Genomic DNA, 17,873 nt, shown 5'->3' with positions numbered 1-17,873 from the left:
CGCTGACCAATGCGCTGCTCGCCGAGGTGGCGAAGACGGCGGATCGCGTCGTCATCATCGAGGATACGCGCGAGCTGCAATGCGCCGCGCCCAATCTAGTGGCGATGCGGACGAAAGACGGCGTGGCAACGCTTTCCGATCTGGTGCGGTCCTCGCTACGCCTGCGCCCGGATCGCATCCCCATTGGCGAGGTGCGCGGATCGGAAGCCCTCGACCTTCTGAAAGCGTGGGGCACCGGCCATCCGGGCGGGATCGGCACCATCCATGCCGGCACCGGCATCGGCGCGCTCCGTCGCCTTGAACAGCTCATTCAAGAGGCTGTCGTCACCGTCCCGCGCGCCCTGATCGCCGAGACAATCGACCTTGTTGCCGTCCTTTCCGGGCGTGGTTCCGCGCGCCGGCTTGCCGAGCTTGCCCGCGTCGAAGGGCTGGGGCCGGACGGCGACTACCGCATCACGCATCCCATCCCTTCGGCAATCCCCACCAACACAGGAGAATCTTCATGATCCGCACGATTTCGCGCGGCTATCGCCGCATGGCGACCGCCGCATCCATCCTTGCCATCAGTGTCATGCTCGCCCCGGCCGCCCATGCGTCGGGATCGTCGATGCCGTGGGAGCAGCCGCTTCAGCAAATCCTTCAGTCCATCGAGGGGCCGGTTGCCAAGATCGTCGCCGTCATCATCATCATCGCCACCGGCCTCACGTTGGCTTTCGGCGATACCAGCGGCGGGTTCCGCAGGCTGATCCAGATCGTGTTCGGCCTCAGCATCGCCTTCGCGGCGTCGAGCTTCTTCCTGTCGTTCTTCTCGTTCGGCGGCGGGGCGCTCGTTTGATGGCGGGCGGCCTCGAACAGCTCGACGCGGTGCCGGGATTCTCGATCCCGGTCCACCGGGCGTTGACCGAGCATATCCTGCTCGGCGGCGCACCGCGCGCCATCGCCATCATGAACGGAACGCTGGCCGGGGCCGTGGGCCTCGGCCTGCGCCTCTGGCTGGTGGGCATCGCGCTATGGGCCATCGGGCATTTCGCGGCCGTGTGGGCGGCGAAGCGCGACCCCCAATTCGTCGAGGTCGGGCGGCGACATATCCGCATCCCGGCTTTTCTGGCGGTGTGAGGGCGCGGCCATGATGAACCTTACCGAATACCGCCGCACCGCATCCCGGCTCGCCGACTATCTCCCATGGGCCGCGCTGGTCGGCTCGGGCGTCGTCTTGAACAAGGACGGCAGTTTTCAGAGGACGGCGAAGTTTCGCGGTCCCGATCTGGATTCCGCCGTCGCCGCCGAGCTAGTCGCCGTCGCCGGCCGCATCAACAATGCCGTGCGCCGCCTCGGCTCCGGCTGGAGCATCTTCGTTGAGGCGCAGCGCAGCGAGGCCGCGACCTATCCCGACAGCACCTTTCCCGATCCCGCGTCGGCGCTGGTCGATGCCGAGCGCAAGGCCGGTTTCGAGGAAGCGGGCGCGCATTTCGTGTCCGGCTACTTCCTGACCTTCCTCTGGCTGCCCCCGGCCGAGGAAGCCGCCCGCACTGAGGCATGGCTCTACGAGGGCCGGGAGAAAGCGGGCGTGGACCCGTGGGAACTGCTGCGCGGCTTCATCGACCGTACCGACCGCGTGCTGGCCTTGCTCGACGGCTTCATGCCCGAATGCCGTTGGATGGATGACGGTGCGACGTTGACCTATCTTCATTCCACCATCTCGACCAACCGCCATCGCGTGCGCGTGCCCGAGGTGCCGATGCACCTCGACGCGCTGCTCGCCGACCAGCCTTTGACCGGCGGGCTGGAGCCGCGCCTTGGCGATGCACATCTGCGCGTCCTGACCATCGTGGGCTTCCCCACCGCGACGACGCCGGGCCTGCTCGACGAAATGAACCGGCTGCCGTTCTCCTACAGGTGGAGCACGCGCGCGATCCTGCTCGACAAGACCGATGCGACCCGGCTGCTGACCCGCATCCGTCGCCAGTGGTTTGCCAAGCGCAAGTCCGTAGCGGCGATCTTGAAAGAGGTGATGACCAACGAGGCGTCCGCGCTTGTGGACACCGACGCCGCCAACAAGGCGCTCGACGCCGACATGGCGTTGCAGGAACTCGGCGCGGACGTGGCGGGCATGGCCTATGTCACGGCGACCGTCACCGTTTGGGATGCCGACCCGCGCGTGGCGCAAGAGAAGCTGCGCCTGATCGAGAAGATCGTTCAGGGCCGCGACTTCATCGCCATGGCCGAGACCCTCAACGCAGTTGACGCATGGCTTGGCAGCCTGCCCGGACACGCCTACGCGAATGTCCGCCAGCCGCCCATCAGCACTTTGAATCTCGCCCACATGATCCCGCTTTCGGCGGTGTGGGCGGGGCCGGAACGGGACGAGCATTTCGGTGCGCCCCCTTTGCTCTTTGGAAAGACCGAAGGCTCAACCCCGTTCCGGCTAAGTCTCCATGTCGGCGATGTCGGCCATACCCTAGTCGTCGGCCCGACCGGCGCGGGCAAATCCGTGCTGCTCGCCCTCATGGCCTTGCAGTTCCGCCGCTATGAACGCAGCCAAATCTTCGCCTTCGACTTCGGCGGCTCGATCCGCGCCGCCGCGCTCGCCATGGGCGGCGACTGGCACGACCTCGGCGGCGGGCTGACAGAAGGGGACGAGGCGTTCGTTTCACTCCAGCCGCTCGCCCGCATCCATGACACCTATGAACGCGCATGGGCGGCTGACTGGATCGCCGCCATCCTCATGCGCGAAGGCGTCGCCATCACGCCCGAGGTGAAGGAATATCTTTGGACGGCGCTGACTTCGCTGGCCTCGGCCCCGGTCGAGGAACGCACCATCACCGGCCTTGCGGTGCTGCTGCAATCCAACGATCTGAAACAGGCGCTTCGACCGTTCTGCGTCGGCGGTGCCTATGGCCGGCTGCTCGACGCCGAGGCGGAACACCTCGGCTCGGCGGACGTGCAGGCGTTCGAGATCGAGGGGCTTGTCGGGACCGGCGCGGCCCCGGCCGTGCTGTCCTACCTGTTCCATCGCATCGGCGACCGGCTCGACGGCCGACCCACGCTTCTCATCATAGATGAAGGCTGGCTCGCGCTCGACGATGAAGGTTTTGCCGGCCAGCTCCGCGAATGGCTGAAAACGCTGCGCAAGAAAAACGCCAGCGTCATCTTCGCCACGCAAAGCCTGTCCGACATTGACGGCAGCAACATCGCGCCCGCGATTATCGAGAGCTGTCCGACGCGGCTCTTGCTGCCGAACGAGCGGGCCATCGAACCGCAGATCACGGCCATCTATCGCCGCTTCGGCCTCAATGACCGCCAGATCGAAATCCTCGCAAGGGCCACGCCCAAACGGGATTACTACTGCCAAAGCCGCAGGGGCAATCGCCTGTTCGAGCTTGGCCTGTCCGAAGTCGGCCTCGCGCTCTGCGCCGCATCCGCCAAATCCGACCAGACGCTCATCGCGCAGATCGTCGCCGAACACGGCCGCGATGGCTTCCTCGCCGCATGGCTACAGGCGCGCGGCGTCGATTGGGCGGCCGACCTGATCCCCAACCTCACCAATCTCGCCGACCGGCCGGAATCCGCCGTGCCGGCCCGGCTCGATAACCACCCCACACAGGAGATTCTTCTATGACCTATTCCAAGATCGTCGGTGCCTCGGCCCTTACGCTGGCGCTCGCCGTGCCCGTCGCGCTTTCGCCCATGCTGGCAAGCCCGGCCCATGCGCAATTCGGCTTCGGCCGCATCGTCTATGACCCGAGCAACTATGCGCAGAACGTGCTCACGGCAGCGCGCACGCTGGAGCAGATCAACAACCAGATCACCAGCCTCCAGAACGAGGCGCAGATGCTCATCAATCAGGCCCGCAATCTGGCGAGCCTGCCATATTCATCGCTCCAGCAGCTCCAGCAGAACGTCCAGCGCACGCAACAGCTTTTGGGCCAAGCGCAGAACATCGCTTTCGAGGTCGGCCAGATCGACCAAGCGTTCCAGCAGCAATATGGCAACGTCTCGCTTTCGACGACCGACGCCCAGCTTGTCGCCGATGCACGTAGCCGCTGGGAGAACACGGTCGGCGGCTTGCAGGACGCGATGCGCGTTCAGGCGGGCGCGGTCGGCAATATCGACGGCAACCGTGCCGAGATGGCCGCGCTGGTCGGCCAGAGTCAGGGCGCAACCGGCGCGCTGCAAGCCACGCAGGCCGGCAATCAGCTTCTCGCGCTCCAGTCGCAACAGCTTTCCGACCTGATCGCGGTCATCTCGGCGAATGGCCGCGCCGATGCGCTGACCGAGGCAGAGCGCGCGACTGCCGCCGAACAGGGCCGCATCCAGCGCGAGCGGTTCCTGACGCCCGGCACCGGCTACCAGCCGGGCAACGCGCAGATGTTCAACGGTAACAACTGACCGGGAGGCTCGCCATGGACGGCAAGATGCTGGCGCGGCTTACAGCCGTTGTGTTCATCGCCATCGCCGTTACGGCGACCGCAATCGACATGGCGCGGAAGGACGAACCTCCCGCGCCACGGCCCGCATCGGCCCTCCAGCCCCCGGCCGATCCGCTGCGCGAAAGCCTGCGCCGTTGCCAGCAGCTCGGCGAGGCGGCGGCAAGCGACGCCGACTGCCTCGCCGCATGGGCTGAATCCCGCGACCGCTTCCTCGGCCGCACGCCAGCGCCCGCCGCACCGCAATCCAGCGAAGGGCGCTGACCATGGGCAACACGGGCGTCATCGACTCTTTTCTAGGCGTATTCACCTCCTACATCGACAGCGGTTTCGGCCTGCTCGGCGGCGAGGTCGCCTTCATCGCCACCACCCTGATCGTGATCGACGTGACGCTCGCCGCGCTCTTTTGGGCATGGGGCGCGGATGACGACATCATCGCGCGCTTGGTGAAAAAGACGCTGTTCGTCGGCGTCTTCGCCTACATCATTTCTAACTGGAACAACCTCGCCCGGATCGTCTTCGAGAGCTTCGCCGGCCTTGGCCTCATGGCGTCGGGCACCGGCTTTTCTGTCACCGATCTGATGCGGCCGGGCCGCGTCGCGCAGACCGGCCTCGACGCCGGCCGTCCGCTGCTCGATTCCATTTCCGACCTGATGGGCTGGATCAGCTTTTTCGAGAATTTCATCCAGATCGCTTGCCTGCTGTTCGCATGGGCGCTTGTGGTGCTGGCCTTTTTCATTTTGGCGATCCAGCTTTTCGTGACGCTGATCGAGTTCAAACTGGTGACGCTAGCCGGCTTTGTGCTGATCCCGTTCGGGTTGTTCGGCAAGACCGCCTTCATGGCTGAAAAGGTGCTTGGCAACGTAGTGTCGTCCGGCATCAAGGTCTTGGTCCTCGCCGTCATCATCGGCATCGGCTCGACACTGTTCTCGCAATTCACGGCCGGTTTCGGCGGGGCGACCCCGACCATCGACGACGCGATGGCGATTGTGCTCGCCGCGCTGTCGCTGCTTGGCCTCGGCATCTTCGGCCCCGGTATCGCCAACGGCATCGTTTCGGGCGGGCCGCAACTCGGCGCAGGCGCGGCCGTTGGCACGGGCCTCGCCGCTGGCGGCATGGTGCTTGCCGGCGGCGCGGCGGCTGGCGGCGGGGCCATGCTTGCCGCGAAGGGCGGCGCTGCTGCTCTGTCCGGTGGGGCCGCGGCCGTCCGCGGCGGCGCGACCGCCGCGGGCGCGGCGACCGCTGCCTATAGCGTCGGCTCGCTCGGCCAGTCCGGCGCGGCGGGCGTTGCCTCCGGCCTCGGCGGTGTCGCCCGAGCGGCAGGCTCGGCCGCCGTCTCGCCGCTCAAACGCGCAGCCTCCAGCGCAACATCCCGCGCAAGCGAAAGCGTCAAATCCAGCTTCTCCGCTGGCGTAAAGGCCGGCTTCGGCGCGACTGGCGGCAGCTCCACCATGGGCACGGTCGGCGGTGCGAGTGCCGATCCCGCAGCCGCGCCATCCAGCCCGGCCGGCGGTCCTCCGGCTTGGGCGCAGCGGATGCAGCGCCGGCAGGCCATGAACCATGGCACCACCATGACCGCCCATGCCGTCCGCTCCGGCGACAGCCACGGCTCCGGTTCCTCCGTCAACCTTTCCGAAAGTGACCGCTCATGAGCATCTTCAAACGACCAGCAACCCATTACGGCAAATCGCCCGAACCCGAGACGCCCTATCAGAAGGCCGCGCAGGCATGGGACGAGCGTATCGGCTCGGCCCGCGTGCAGGCGAGGAACTGGAGGCTCATGGCCTTCGGCTCCCTGATCCTTTCGGCCGGCTTTGCCTCGGCGCTGGTCTGGCAGTCCGCACGTGGGACCGTGGTGCCTTGGGTCGTTCAGGTCGATAATCTCGGTCAGGCGCAGACCGTCGCCCCCGCGAGCGCCGACTATCGCCCGACCGATCCGCAGATCGCGTTCCATCTCGGCCGCTTCATCGAGCAGGTCCGCGCGATCCCGGCCGACGCGATCATTGTCCGCCAGAACTGGCTTCGCGCCTATGAGTGGACCACGGATCGCGGTGCGGCGGCATTGAACGACTACGCCCGCACCAATGATCCCTTCACCCGCGTCGGCCGGAGCCAAGTCGCCGTCGAGGTGTCGAGCGTCATCCGGGCCTCGCCCAACAGCTTCCGCGTGGCGTGGACGGAAAGGCATTTCGAGAACGGCCAGCTTTCCACGACCGAACGATGGACGGCTATTCTCACCATCGTCATCCAGCCCCCGCGCGACGCCGAGCGCCTGCGCGCCAATCCGTTGGGAATATACGTCAATGCAATTTCGTGGTCGCGGGAGATGAGCCAATGAAAGCGTCAGCTTGCATCAATCACTTCGCTGATCTTCCCCTCGGAGATCATGAAGAACGAGGTGCCCGTCATCTCGATCTCCTGCCCGGCCTTCCAGCCGTTGGGCAGATCGGTTTTGACCTTGGCGCGATAGCCGATGCGCACCGCTGCACGGTCGTCTATGGCGATGCAGTCGAGGATCGTCTGTTCTCTTTCAGCAAACAACTGGACGCCCTGTTCCGCCAGCGCGCGAAATGCCTCGATCCCGTGCGTTTCGTTCGTCATCTCTCCGTTCGATCTGTTGATAAACCGAACGTCGCCCGACAGGCAGTCGAGCATCGCCTGAACATTCATCCTGTTGTAGGCGTCGATATACCGGGCAACAATCGTCGGCACAGAATCCATTCTGTCGGTTCCTCCTTACTGATCCTGAAGTCGCTAACCTATGCGATTTTTGCGTCGGCGGTGGCAATTACTTTGGCAGGCTGCGCGACCAACCGGACGCCGCAATTCAGCTACGACGCCAGCGTGCCGCCGCTGCCGACCGTGCAGGTGGCGGCAACCGACAACACGCCTCGGCCGCTGCATGTGCCCCCGGCATGGACCGTGGCGCGCGGCGGCACCGCCGCAGGCACGCCAACCGGCCGCGTCGAGAACGCCAATGCCGCCGCCCGCGTCGAGCCGCGCCGGGAAGGCTACTACAACGCCATCCAGATATATCCGTGGAGCGAAGGCGCGCTCTATCAGGTCTATGCCGCAGTCGGGCAGATCACGACCATTGCGCTGGAGCCGGGCGAGAGTCTGACCGGCGCGGGGCCGATTGCAGCCGGCGACACCGCCCGCTGGATCATCGGCGACACCGAGAGCGGCAGCGGTGCGAACCGCCGTGTCCATATCCTCGTGAAGCCGACACGGCCGGACATTTCCACCAACCTTGTCGTCACCACCGACCGACGCACCTACATGATCGAGCTGCGCGCGCGGGAATCGCTCTACATGCCTTCCGTCGCATGGTCCTATCCCGCAACGCCCGGCCAGCGCCGCGCCGTCCCGGCCGCGCCAATCATCCCGGCCGAGGCTGCGCGGAACTATCGCTATGGCTTGCAGGTGCAGGGCGACAGCCCGCCATGGCGGCCGGTTTCGGTGTTCGACGATGGACGCCGCGTCTATGTCGTCTTCCCGGCCGGGATTGTGCAGGGCGAAATGCCGCCGATCTTCGTGCTTGGCGCGAACGGCGAGCCGCAGATCGTCAATTCCCGCATCCACCAGAACGTCCTGATCGTGGACCGCCTGTTCGGCGCGGCCGAGTTGCGCCTTGGCAGCGGCAACCGCCAGCAGGTCGTCAGGATCGTCCGCACCAACCCGACGCAGGCCGCAGCAGAGCCAGCCAGCACGACCACGGGAGGATCGTCCTCATGAGCGATACCGATACCGCCGCCCCCATGCGCCTGCGCGCCGAAACGCCCCGTGTCACGCGCCTATCGCGCAAGATGCTGGCAGGCGTCGGAGCCGTCGCGCTTCTCGGCATCGGCGGGGCGCTGATCTATGCGCTCCAGACCCGCGATGCAGGACCGGGAGGGGACGAACTCTATTCGACCGAGAACCGCCCCACGGCGGACGGATTGTCTGGCCTGCCGCGCGACTATAGCGGCCCGGCGCTCGGCCCGGCGCTACCCGGCGACCTCGGCCGCCCGATCCTCGACGCGCAGAACCGGGGGCAGCCCATTGTAACGCCGGCAATCACGACGCCCGCCGTCGATCCAGAGGAAGAACGCCGCAGGGCCGAGGAAGAAGCCGCGCGCTTGAGCAACGTCTTTTTCCAGTCCGGCCCCCGCAGGGGAGCGCCAGCCGGCACCGCCATGCCCGGCCTTGCCGGGCTTGGCCTCGGCGGGCAGCCCGCGACACAGGATCGCCACGCGGCATTTCTCAATGGACCCGTGGACCGGCAGACCGTCGCCCCGGATCGCGTTGCGCCGCCGGCATCGCCCTACATCCTTCAGGCCGGGGCCGTGATCCCCGCTGCGCTGATAACCGGCATCCGTTCCGATCTGCCCGGCCAGATCACCGCGCAGGTGACGGAGAACGTCTATGACAGCCCGACCGGCTCGCTGCTGCTGATCCCGCAAGGCACCCGCATCATCGGCCAATACAATGACGGCGTGACCTTCGGCCAGCGTCGCGTGTTGCTGGTCTGGAATCGCCTGATCCTGCCGGGCGGCCGGTCCATCGTTCTGGAACGCCTGCCGGGCGCGGACGCCAGCGGCTATGCTGGCCTTGAGGATGGCGTCGATTATCATTGGTGGGATCTGATGAAGGCCGCAGGGCTGTCCACGCTGCTCGCAGTCGGCACCGAGCTGGCGACCAGCGACGAGGACCGGCTGATCCGCGCCATCCGCGACGGGGCGCAGGATACCGTCAATCAGGCCGGCCAGCAGATCGTCCAACGCCAGTTGCAGGTCGCGCCGACGCTGACGATCCGGCCCGGCTTTCCGGTCAGGATTATCGTCACCCGCGATCTTGTGTTCGAGCCGGCAGGAGGTTGACCATGACCAAGCTGAAACTCGGCCCGCTGCCAGACGACAAGCCCGTCAAGGTGACGGTGGAGTTGCCCGCGCCGCTCCACCGCGATCTGGTCGCTTATGCCGAAGTGCTGGCGCGCGAGACGGGCCAGCCTGTCGCCGATCCCGTCAGGCTCATCGTGCCGATGCTGGAGCGGTTCATCGCAACGGATCGGGGGTTTGCGAGAGCGCGGCGAGCCGCCAACTAAGTCCCATCCCGGCAGGGGTGCCGCCAGCGCATAGACGCAAATGCGGCACGCTACAGGCCGCCGACTGCCCTCCATGGTTCGCCTAATTCCGGGGCCTATTGCGCCCCGGAATCCACCAGAACCAAGGAGGATTCCATGTGCGCAGAGCGCCGCCGCGCCCGCAAAGGGCGACCGCGACACCCGGTCCCCGAAGCACTTCCCGACGATCTTTTCGACTACGCCGACGAACCCACGCCAGACGGCCGGGAACGCCGCAGCTCGCCGCTTCGCATCGTCGATGTTGAGACGCTGCCGGTCTTCGACGACTGGCCCGAAAAGGTGCCGATCACCGAGGAAGAACTACAAATCTTCGAGCGGTATTTCGGTCATGTGCTCGACCGCCTTTTCGGCCCAATCGACCTTGAAGCCGAGAATAAATCCTTGCCATACTTATCAGAAAGTGATAAGGATAAGTCATGAGCGAGGAACGTGACCCGAGCCTCGACACGCTTCTGGACCTCGACGGACAGGTGCTCGTTGTCGATCCCGAGGGCGGCCATTGGGTGAAGTTCGTTATCACCCGCGTTCCGGCATCGCCGGAAAAGCCGCGCGGCCTCGATTACTCGCTCACGCTTCACGGGCCTTCGGGCGAACGGCTGGTCGGCTTCGATAATGCCCATCCGGTCGGCCGAGGCAGGAGGGGCGAGCCGATGGACCATCGACACCGCCTCCAGACCGTGAAGCCCTACGCCTACGAGGATGCGGCCACGCTGCTGGCCGACTTCTGGCAGGCGGTGGACGCGGTATTGAAGGAGCGAGGTGCCCTATGACCACATTGAAAGTTGGGATTGCCGGCTACGACGAGATGAAGGCCCGCACCATGCGGATCGCGCGCGGCGAGGAAAAGCCGGCGGCGGACGATCCGAAGGTGTGGTTCACATCAACCGAATCCTTCGCCAAGGTGCTGTCGGCCGGGAACCGCGAACTGCTGCGCGTCATCGCCGAGAAAGCTCCGGCCTCGCTGGAGGAACTTTCGGAGATCACCGGCCGGGCCTTATCCAACCTGTCACGCACCATGAAGACGATGGAGAGCTACGGCCTTGTCCGCTTGGAGAAGGAAGGCCGCAAGCTCGCGCCCAAGGTTGTCCATGACCGTGTTGAACTGGCGTTGCCCTTGCTCGAACGCCGCGCGGCGAAAGGAGGCGCGCTATGAACATTCATTCCCCACACGTCGCCCTGCGCGCCGCGCTCTATCTGCGCGTCTCGACGGCGCGGCAAGCCGAGCATGACGTGTCGATCCCCGACCAGAAGCGGCAGGGCGAAGCCTATTGCGAGTCTCGCGGTTATCAGCTTGTGGAAACCTTCATCGAGCCGGGCGCATCGGCGACCAACGACCGCCGCCCCGAGTTCCAGCGCATGATCGAAGCCGGCACGTCGAAGCCGCCAGCGTTCGACGTGGTGGTGGTGCATAGCTTCTCGCGGTTCTTCCGCGACGAATTTGAAATGGAATACTACTACCGGAAGCTGGCGAAGAACGGCGTCAAGCTCGTATCCATGACGCAGGAGCTTGGCGACGATCCGATCCACCAGATGATGCGGCGGATCATGTCACTGTTCGACGAATACCAGTCGAAGGAGAACGCCAAGCACGTCCTGCGCGCCTTGAAGGAGAACGCGCGGCAAGGCTTCTGGAATGGCTCGCTGCCGCCCATCGGCTACCGCGTCGTCGATGCCGAGCAGCGCGGCACGAAGATGAAGAAGAAGCTGGAAATCGACCCGCTGCACGCCGACACCGTGCGGATGATCTTCCGCCTAGCATTGGAAGGCGACGGCACGTCCGGCCCCATGGGCGTCAAGAACATCGTCAGCTACCTCAACAGGAACCGCATGTTCACCCGCAGCGGCGGACGTTGGGGCATCGGCCAGCTTCACCGCGTCCTGACCCGCCGCACCTATATCGGCGAACATCGGTTCAACCGCCGGTCCAAGAAAGGCGAGGTGAAGCCCGAGGAAGAAGTCGTCACCGTCGCGGTGCCGCCGCTGATCGACCTTGAGATATTCGAGGCGGTGCAGAAGCGGTTGCAGGTCAACAATCCGAAGGTGACGCCGCCGCGCGTCGTCAGCGGCCCGAACCTGCTGACCGGCATTTGCTATTGCGGCAATTGCGGTGGGGCCATGACGCTGCGCACGGGCAAGAACGGCCGCTACCGCTACTATGCCTGTTCGATCCGGGCACGGCAGGGCGAAACCGGCTGCAAGGGCCGCGCGATCCCGATGGACAAGCTGGACCGCATCGTGGTCAGCCACATCGAGGAAAGGCTGCTGGACCCCGAGCGGATCGAAGACGTGCTCGCCTCGCTGCTGGATCGCCGGCAGGAGAGCGTCGAGCGGCGCAGCCAGCACATCACCGAGTTGAACCAGCGCGCGGCCGAGGCCGATATGCGGCTAAAGCGGCTCTACGAGGCTATCGAGGCGGGTTCGCTCGACCCGGCCGAATCCGCCCTCGGCGAACGCATCGCGGGCCTTACGGCGATACGGGATCAGGCACGGGCCGACGCCGTAAGGACCGAGGCCATGCTGAAAAGCTCGGCCCATAAGGGCCTCACAGGCGCGGCCGTGCGGGAGCTGGCGAGCGAAGCGCGGACCGGGCTTCGGCTCGGAAAGGGCGGTTATCGGCGGGATCACGTCCGGGCTTTCGCCCAGCATGTCGAGGTCGGGGACGATGCGATCTACATCAACGGCAGCAAAAACACGCTGTTGAGGGCGCTGATAGCCACAAAAGGAGGGAAATCGGCGGGAATCGGCGTTCCCGGTTTTATACCGAAGTGGCGGAAGAGGTGGGATTCGAACCCACGGTACGGTTTCCCGCACGCCGGTTTTCAAGACCGGTTCCTTAAACCACTCGGACACTCTTCCTGAGCCGATGCTGATCCATGTGGTGCAAGGGCTTTAGCTCCTGGCTTCGATAGCGTCAACATGCGAGTCTGGCGACTGCGCGGACAGGGCAGGCGACGTCGTCGCTCCGGCTGCCATCTATCGCGGTTCGATCCACAGGTTGAGATAGGTCGGGTCGAATTCGGCCAGGCTGCGTAGACGGTCCCAGTCGAGAATGGTGATCGTCTGGTTGATCCATGTGACCAGGTTTTCGCGTCGCATGGCCTGTATCACCCGGTTCATGTGGACGAGAGACAGGCCCATCACGTCCGCCATTTCGGCCTGGCTGAGGGGCAAGTGGAAGCTCAGCCCTTCGACGCGACCGGTTACCTGCAGGCGGACATAGAGCTCGCACATGATGTGGGCCAGATGGGAGGCCTTCGAACGCCGGCCCATGGCGACGATCCAGGATCGATGGATTGCCCCGTGGATCAGGGTATCGAGCCACATCAGCCGCGTCAGGTGAGGCGAATTCTCCGTAAGCGACTTGAGTTCACCGTGCTCGGCCAGAAGAACGCGGCATGGTGAAAGTGCGACAATCCCATGGTCCATCGTCTTCATCAGGAAGGCGTGAAGATCGACGAAATCGCCGGCGACGTGGAGCGCCGTGATCTGGCGGCTTCCCCCTTCGGTGATCTTGTAGCGGGCGGCAAATCCTTCGCAAAGCAATGTACTGACGGTCGGCCGCGCTCCTTCGGCGACGATGTCGTCGCCCTTTCCAAAGCTCCGTTCCTTCGAGAGTGTTCCGTGGAGGAGAGCCCGCTCCGCTCCCGAAAGAACGTCCCGGTGTTCGAGGTTCTGGAATAGCGCTTCGATCATCTAGCCTTGTCTTCTTGGTGGCGACACGTTGGGTTCGTTGTGGAGGAGAACACCGATGGTTGGAACAAAGTTGCCTAAGAAGTTTTCGACGGACATATGCCGGAAGAGACGACACATGCCCCGATACTTCTTCGACCTTGCAAACGGCGACGGCCTGACCCGTGATGAAATGGGAGTAACCCTCCCCATGCGGCATGATCTCCTATTGAAGGAGGTAAGCCGCATCCTCACCGACGTCGCCCGCGAGGAGCTGCCTGGCGTTTCCAGTGGCGGCATTCGCGTTTCGGTGCGCGACGAGATGGGCGAAACGATTCTTGTCGGTTCGCTCGATTTCCAGACGCGCTGGAGCACTTAGTCGTTGCAGTTTAACCTCTCGCTAACCATGCGAGGCGAAACGCTCATTTGCCCACAGAAATCATTCGCATTTTCGCCACTTTGAAAACATTGGTTGTCACCATTGTTCGGTCGGAGTCCCGATGGGGCACTGACCAATGACGGGTGCAGGGGCGCCCGGTGACGGCAGGGGCATTGAGAGTTGAAATCTGGCGGCGGCAGACTTTTCCATTCGGCGAGATGGCTCGGAGTGGCCTTGATGTGTTTCGGCGTGGCATCGTGTTCCACCACGCAACCGAAAGGCCAGAAGCCGCGGAGCAAGGAGTATTTCTCTGAGAAGGAATATGGCGTAAAGGCCAGCCCGCGCGTGGTGACTGAAGGCAAGCCCGTCCCTAAGGGCGGAGGGCGCTTCATGGTCGGCAAGCCCTACGAGGTCAAGGGCAAGACCTACGTCCCCAACGAAGATCCTTCCTACAACAAGACCGGTCTGGCTTCATGGTACGGCTCGGCCTTTCACGGCAGGCTCACCGCCAACGGCGAGGTCTACGACAAGGAACATCTGTCGGCGGCTCACCCGACGTTTCCTCTGCCTAGCTATGCGCGGGTGACGAACACCGAAACCGGTGCATCCGTCATCGTTCGCGTCAATGATCGCGGCCCGTTCCATCCCGGCCGCATCATCGATGTCTCTGCCAAGACTGCTGAACTGCTCGACATGAAACGTGCGGGAACCGCGAAGGTGAACGTCCAGTATGTCGGGCGTGCACGAATGGACGGACACGACATGCCGTACCTGATGGCCTCCTATATCGGCAAGGGAGACCGTCTGCCTTCGGTCCAGCCGGAAGGCCAGATCGCCAGTGGCGTCATGGTTGCTTCCAATGCCCCGTTTGGCCAGGAACTGCAGAGCTATGGCGGCGCGGTGCCTGTGCCGGTCGCCTTCGGCGGACCCACGCCGAGCGGACCACGAGATACGTCTGCCCAGGCGTTCGAAGCCCTCGGCACGCAGGATACGTTTGCAGCCCTGCCCGAGATGGGGCCGCTGCCTGCGGAGCGCCCCGGTTATGGGATAGTAGGGCTCTCGAGCGGCCTGACATCGGCCTATGTCGTGGAACCGGTGAGCGAGGTGGAACTCGTCTTCGATGCGGTAATGGTGCGGAATGACGGCCTTACCGAAAGCTCCATCCTTTCGTACGCCGGTCGGCAATACGGCAAAAAAGCGTCGCAGTAACACGAGCGCAATTGCCCCGATCGTGCCATGTTGATACGCGTATGCCGATCATACGCGGAGCAGTCATGAGATTCCTGGTATTGGTGCTGCTTGCCCTGGTGCAGGCAACGATCGGCATGGATACGGCTGTTGCACAGCAGGCGGATGCCGGCTTCGTCACCAAGGCCCGACAAGCCTACCTCGTCGAGGCAAAGACAGGTACGGTTCTGCTGGCGGTCAACGAGAACCAGGCCTTCCCGCCGGCTTCCCTGGCCAAGTTGATGACAATGGAGGTTGTCTTCAGCGCTTTGAAGCGGCGGGAAATTTCCGCAGCCACCAGCTTTCCGGTTACGGAATACGCATGGAGAAATGGTGGTGCACCGTCCGGTACAACGACGATGTTTGCCGCGTTGAACTCGACGGTTTCTGTGGCCGACCTGATCAGGGGCGTCGTGATCCAGAACGCCAACGACGCCTGCATCGTCCTGGCCGAGGGGATAAGTGGCTCCGAGGCAGAGTTTGCGGCCCGTATGACCGCGCGGGCCAAGGACCTCGGCCTCAGTCGTTCGACATTCGCAAACCCCACAGGGCTCCCTCCAGCGGAGAGTTTCACGACCGCGCGTGACCTTGTGGAACTGGCACGGCATCTTCACCGCGAATACCCTGAGCAATATGGGCTCTATTCGCAGCCGGACTTCGAGTGGAACGGGATCTTTCAGCGGAACAAGAACCCCCTGCTGTCGCTCAACATCGGTATCGATGGGCTGGGCGCGGGATACGCCAAGGATTCTGGATACGCTCTGGTGGCATCGATCGAACGTCGCGGCACCAGGCTTTTTCTGGCCATGGGTGGATTGGCGAGCGAGAAGGAGCGGCTGGAAGAGGCTCGCCGGGTCCTTGAATGGGGGCTGTCTTCATTCGAGACCAAGCTGCTGTTCTCTCCGGGCGAGGTGGTCGGCCAGGTGAGCGTCTACGGAGGCGAGACACGCTATCTCGATCTAGCGGCCCGCGAGCCTGTAGATATTTACCTGCCGACGGAAACGCCGCCGAGGTTGAGCGGCAGGATCGTCTACCAGTGGCCGCTGAGGGCGCCGATCGCCGAGGGACAGGCGGTTGGCATGCTAAAGATTTCCGCCGATGAGCGACTGGTTCGCGAGGTCGAGCTCGTGGCTGCCCATCCGGTCGGATCCGGAACGCTGCTCTCCAAGGCGACCGATGCACTGCTCGAACTCATGTTCTTCTGGTTGTAGCGCCAGAGAGGTTTTATCTTAGCAATAGATACGATAGGCATTGATGGTGGCCTCGAGCATGGCCGAGGGCCGCCGTGGCCCGGAAGCGTGAAGAGTTGTTGCGGTTGGCAAAAAGACCAGGACTGTTTGTAACGTTCGAAGGCGGCGAAGGGGCAGGGAAGTCCACCCAGATTCGCCGGCTTGCGGAATCGCTCCGGCGGCGGGGCCTCGACGTTCTGGTGACGAGGGAGCCGGGAGGGTCTCCGGGCGCAGAGGCGGTACGACACGTGCTGCTTTCGGGCGCCGCAAAGGAGTTCGGCGTCCGCATGGAGGCGATCCTATTTGCCGCGGCTCGGAGCGACCATGTCGAGGAAGTCATTCGTCCGGCACTGGAAAGCGGTGCCGTCGTCCTGTGCGACCGGTTCATGGACTCTTCCAGAGTCTACCAGGGGGTCACCGGGAACCTTGAAACCGAATACCTCGAAGCCCTGCAGAGGATCGCTGTCAACGGCGTCTATCCCGACTGCACCGTGATCCTTGACCTGCCTGCCGAAAAGGGACTTGCAAGGGCGCGTGCAAGGGGAGGGGCTACTGCGCCCGATCGTTTCGAAAGGGAGGAACTCCAGACACATGAGAAGCGTCGCGAGGCTTTTCTCGAGATCGCTTCCGCCGATCCGGGGAGGTGTCACGTCGTAAACGCGGACCAGCCCGAGGATACCATCGCAGCCGAAGTTCTGTCCATTGTCGAACCGCTGGCGGCGCGGCAGGATAAGGTAACGGCCAGCGCGGAAAACGTCTGATGGGTGAGGACGCTCACATCCTTGACGGCGCGATCCCGCCCGCACGAAATCCGAACCTGTTCGGTCATCAGGCTGCAGAAGAATTCCTGGCACGCAGCTACCGCACGGGCAAAGCCCACCACGCAATCCTCATCGAGGGCCCGGAGGGAATTGGCAAAGCAACGCTGGCATTCCGGTTCGCGGCCCACGTTCTTTCTCACCCTGACCCGGAGACGGCACCGGACCAGCTTGCAATCCCGGATCCAGAGTCCGCGATCGGTAGGCAGATTGCTTCCGGTGCTTCTCACAATCTCCTGCATCTGACCCGGCCGGTTGATGAGAAGTCGGGAAAGCAGAAGACCGCGATCACGATCGACGAAGTCCGGCGGGCGGGGCATTTCTTCTCCCAGACATCCGGCACAGGGAATTGGCGAATTGTCATCATCGATCCCGCCGACGATCTCAATCGCAATGCTGCCAACGCCATCCTGAAGATCCTGGAGGAGCCACCGAAGCGGGCGATGTTCCTCGTCCTGTCGCATGCCCCGGGCAAGCTCCTGCCAACCATACGCTCCCGTTGCCTGCCGCTGCGCCTGTCACCGCTCGGCGAGGAGGATCTTCTGCGCGCGCTCGAAGCACTGGGCGTTTCGGTCGAGGGCCGAACAAGGGAGACCGTGCTCGCCATGTCGAAAGGGAGCGTCTCGCAGGTGCTCAAGCTTCTGAACTACGGCGGCGCCGACATTGTCAGCGCATTCAACCAGATGCTGGCGGAGGAGGGACCCGCCGCAAGACGAGCGATGCATCGTTTGTCCGACGTGCTCTCGGCGAAGGATGCGGACGTCGCGCTCGGCTTCTTTCTGGAGCATCTTGGCGACCATCTTTCCGACCGGGCGCGCCAGGCCGCCTTCGCGGGAGACCTCGCCGCCGCGGCACGCATGGCGGATCTGGCCAGCGAGGTGGGGGAGAAGGTCACCGTCTCGCAGGCCTATAACCTCGACCGGAAGCAGACGCTTCTATCGATCCTCGAAGCCGCCCATCGCTGATCCAGTGGGGGGCACGGCGAAGTATGGGTTTCGCTGC

Annotated in this window: 21 protein-coding genes, 1 tRNA gene and 1 pseudogene; 20 read left to right on the top strand and 3 right to left on the bottom strand. The window is 64.2% G+C overall.

All coding sequences use genetic code 11. From position 1 onward, the window contains the following. The 8 genes from ACEPP2_RS06960 to trbF all read left to right on the top strand — a co-directional run. Positions 1-506 (top strand): ATPase, T2SS/T4P/T4SS family (locus ACEPP2_RS06960; protein WP_395516158.1); only part of this gene is annotated, 506 nt, incomplete at its 5' end. Further along, positions 503-835, top strand: a complete 333-nt coding sequence (locus ACEPP2_RS06955; RefSeq protein WP_047573886.1) for a TrbC/VirB2 family protein — start codon at positions 503-505, stop codon at positions 833-835. The genes ACEPP2_RS06960 and ACEPP2_RS06955, both read left to right, overlap by 4 nt. Continuing rightward, positions 835-1,116 carry a VirB3 family type IV secretion system protein gene (locus ACEPP2_RS06950; protein ID WP_023514520.1) on the top strand — a complete coding sequence of 94 codons (282 nt, stop codon included), beginning with the start codon at positions 835-837 and terminating at the stop codon, positions 1,114-1,116. Before ACEPP2_RS06955 ends, ACEPP2_RS06950 begins: the two co-directional genes overlap by 1 nt. A 10-nt stretch (positions 1,117-1,126) precedes the next feature. Next, the gene (gene trbE, locus ACEPP2_RS06945; protein ID WP_047573883.1) at positions 1,127-3,619 is read left to right on the top strand and encodes a conjugal transfer protein TrbE; all 2,493 of its coding nucleotides are present in this window, start codon (positions 1,127-1,129) and stop codon (positions 3,617-3,619) included. After that, positions 3,616-4,389: a P-type conjugative transfer protein TrbJ gene (trbJ, locus tag ACEPP2_RS06940; protein ID WP_023514518.1), complete on the top strand. Its 774-nt coding sequence runs from the start codon at positions 3,616-3,618 to the stop codon at positions 4,387-4,389. The genes trbE and trbJ overlap by 4 nt, the downstream gene beginning before the upstream one ends. 14 nt (positions 4,390-4,403) lie before the next feature. Next, on the top strand, positions 4,404-4,691 hold the full coding sequence (gene trbK-alt, locus ACEPP2_RS06935; RefSeq protein ID WP_225685326.1) for a putative entry exclusion protein TrbK-alt: 288 nt from the start codon (positions 4,404-4,406) through the stop codon (positions 4,689-4,691). A 2-nt stretch (positions 4,692-4,693) separates the two neighbouring features. Next, positions 4,694-6,079, top strand: a complete 1,386-nt coding sequence (gene trbL, locus ACEPP2_RS06930) for a P-type conjugative transfer protein TrbL (protein ID WP_023514516.1) — start codon at positions 4,694-4,696, stop codon at positions 6,077-6,079. Beyond that, positions 6,076-6,765 carry a conjugal transfer protein TrbF gene (trbF, locus tag ACEPP2_RS06925; protein ID WP_023514515.1) on the top strand — a complete coding sequence of 230 codons (690 nt, stop codon included), beginning with the start codon at positions 6,076-6,078 and terminating at the stop codon, positions 6,763-6,765. Before trbL ends, trbF begins: the two co-directional genes overlap by 4 nt. A 5-nt stretch (positions 6,766-6,770) precedes the next feature. Here the strand turns inward: trbF and ACEPP2_RS06920 are convergent, their stop codons facing one another. Then, the gene (locus ACEPP2_RS06920; protein WP_024269984.1) at positions 6,771-7,148 is read right to left on the bottom strand and encodes a nuclear transport factor 2 family protein; all 378 of its coding nucleotides are present in this window, start codon (positions 7,146-7,148) and stop codon (positions 6,771-6,773) included. A gap of 60 nt (positions 7,149-7,208) precedes the next feature. Between ACEPP2_RS06920 and trbG the strand changes: the two genes are divergently transcribed. The 7 genes and pseudogenes from trbG to ACEPP2_RS06885 form a co-directional block, all read left to right on the top strand. Further along, the gene (gene trbG / locus ACEPP2_RS06915; RefSeq protein ID WP_245290330.1) at positions 7,209-8,162 is read left to right on the top strand and encodes a P-type conjugative transfer protein TrbG; all 954 of its coding nucleotides are present in this window, start codon (positions 7,209-7,211) and stop codon (positions 8,160-8,162) included. After that, the gene (locus ACEPP2_RS06910) at positions 8,159-9,286 is read left to right on the top strand and encodes a TrbI/VirB10 family protein (RefSeq protein WP_023516017.1); all 1,128 of its coding nucleotides are present in this window, start codon (positions 8,159-8,161) and stop codon (positions 9,284-9,286) included. The genes trbG and ACEPP2_RS06910 overlap by 4 nt, the downstream gene beginning before the upstream one ends. A 2-nt stretch (positions 9,287-9,288) precedes the next feature. Continuing rightward, positions 9,289-9,510, top strand: a complete 222-nt coding sequence (locus tag ACEPP2_RS06905; RefSeq protein WP_047581001.1) for a DUF2274 domain-containing protein — start codon at positions 9,289-9,291, stop codon at positions 9,508-9,510. Positions 9,511-9,645: 135 nt separating this feature from the next. Next, the gene (locus ACEPP2_RS06900) at positions 9,646-9,969 is read left to right on the top strand and encodes a hypothetical protein (RefSeq protein WP_023516015.1); all 324 of its coding nucleotides are present in this window, start codon (positions 9,646-9,648) and stop codon (positions 9,967-9,969) included. Next, on the top strand, positions 9,966-10,319 hold the full coding sequence (locus ACEPP2_RS06895; RefSeq protein ID WP_023516014.1) for a toxin-antitoxin system TumE family protein: 354 nt from the start codon (positions 9,966-9,968) through the stop codon (positions 10,317-10,319). The genes ACEPP2_RS06900 and ACEPP2_RS06895 overlap by 4 nt, the downstream gene beginning before the upstream one ends. After that, on the top strand, positions 10,316-10,702 hold the full coding sequence (locus tag ACEPP2_RS06890; RefSeq protein ID WP_023516013.1) for an HVO_A0114 family putative DNA-binding protein: 387 nt from the start codon (positions 10,316-10,318) through the stop codon (positions 10,700-10,702). Before ACEPP2_RS06895 ends, ACEPP2_RS06890 begins: the two co-directional genes overlap by 4 nt. Continuing rightward, positions 10,699-11,739: pseudogene (locus tag ACEPP2_RS06885) on the top strand (recombinase family protein); the annotation flags it as partial. The gene ACEPP2_RS06890 and the pseudogene ACEPP2_RS06885, both read left to right, overlap by 4 nt. Positions 11,740-12,315: 576 nt before the next feature. Here ACEPP2_RS06885 and ACEPP2_RS06880 read toward each other — a convergent pair. Further along, positions 12,316-12,405: transfer RNA gene (locus ACEPP2_RS06880), tRNA-Ser, on the bottom strand. A 117-nt stretch (positions 12,406-12,522) separates the two neighbouring features. Then, positions 12,523-13,242, bottom strand: coding sequence for a Crp/Fnr family transcriptional regulator (locus ACEPP2_RS06875; RefSeq protein WP_395516157.1), 720 nt, complete (start codon positions 13,240-13,242; stop codon positions 12,523-12,525). A 115-nt stretch (positions 13,243-13,357) separates the two neighbouring features. On the opposite strand from ACEPP2_RS06875, the gene ACEPP2_RS06870 reads away from it, so the two are divergent. The 5 genes from ACEPP2_RS06870 to ACEPP2_RS06850 all read left to right on the top strand — a co-directional run bounded on the left by ACEPP2_RS06870 (position 13,358) and on the right by ACEPP2_RS06850 (position 17,836). Beyond that, complete coding sequence (locus tag ACEPP2_RS06870; RefSeq protein ID WP_152340167.1) at positions 13,358-13,597, top strand: DUF6894 family protein; 240 nt, start codon at positions 13,358-13,360, stop codon at positions 13,595-13,597. A 237-nt stretch (positions 13,598-13,834) separates the two neighbouring features. Then, entirely contained in the window at positions 13,835-14,806 is a 972-nt protein-coding gene (locus ACEPP2_RS06865; RefSeq protein ID WP_152340166.1) for a septal ring lytic transglycosylase RlpA family protein, read from the top strand. Positions 14,807-14,871: 65 nt separating this feature from the next. Next, positions 14,872-16,035, top strand: a complete 1,164-nt coding sequence (locus ACEPP2_RS06860; RefSeq protein WP_395516156.1) for a D-alanyl-D-alanine carboxypeptidase family protein — start codon at positions 14,872-14,874, stop codon at positions 16,033-16,035. Between the two features lie 104 nt (positions 16,036-16,139). After that, positions 16,140-16,814, top strand: a complete 675-nt coding sequence (gene tmk / locus ACEPP2_RS06855) for a dTMP kinase (protein WP_152340164.1) — start codon at positions 16,140-16,142, stop codon at positions 16,812-16,814. Next, the gene (locus tag ACEPP2_RS06850; protein ID WP_395516155.1) at positions 16,814-17,836 is read left to right on the top strand and encodes a DNA polymerase III subunit delta'; all 1,023 of its coding nucleotides are present in this window, start codon (positions 16,814-16,816) and stop codon (positions 17,834-17,836) included. Before tmk ends, ACEPP2_RS06850 begins: the two co-directional genes overlap by 1 nt. Positions 17,837-17,873: the final 37 nt, after the last annotated feature.

Source organism: Pseudorhizobium flavum (genome assembly GCF_044142885.1).
In the GTDB taxonomy this organism is placed as follows: domain Bacteria; phylum Pseudomonadota; class Alphaproteobacteria; order Rhizobiales; family Rhizobiaceae; genus Neorhizobium; species Neorhizobium flavum.
The sequence above is the reverse complement of the archived record's forward strand: the minus strand, read 5'-3'. Positions and strand labels throughout refer to the sequence as shown.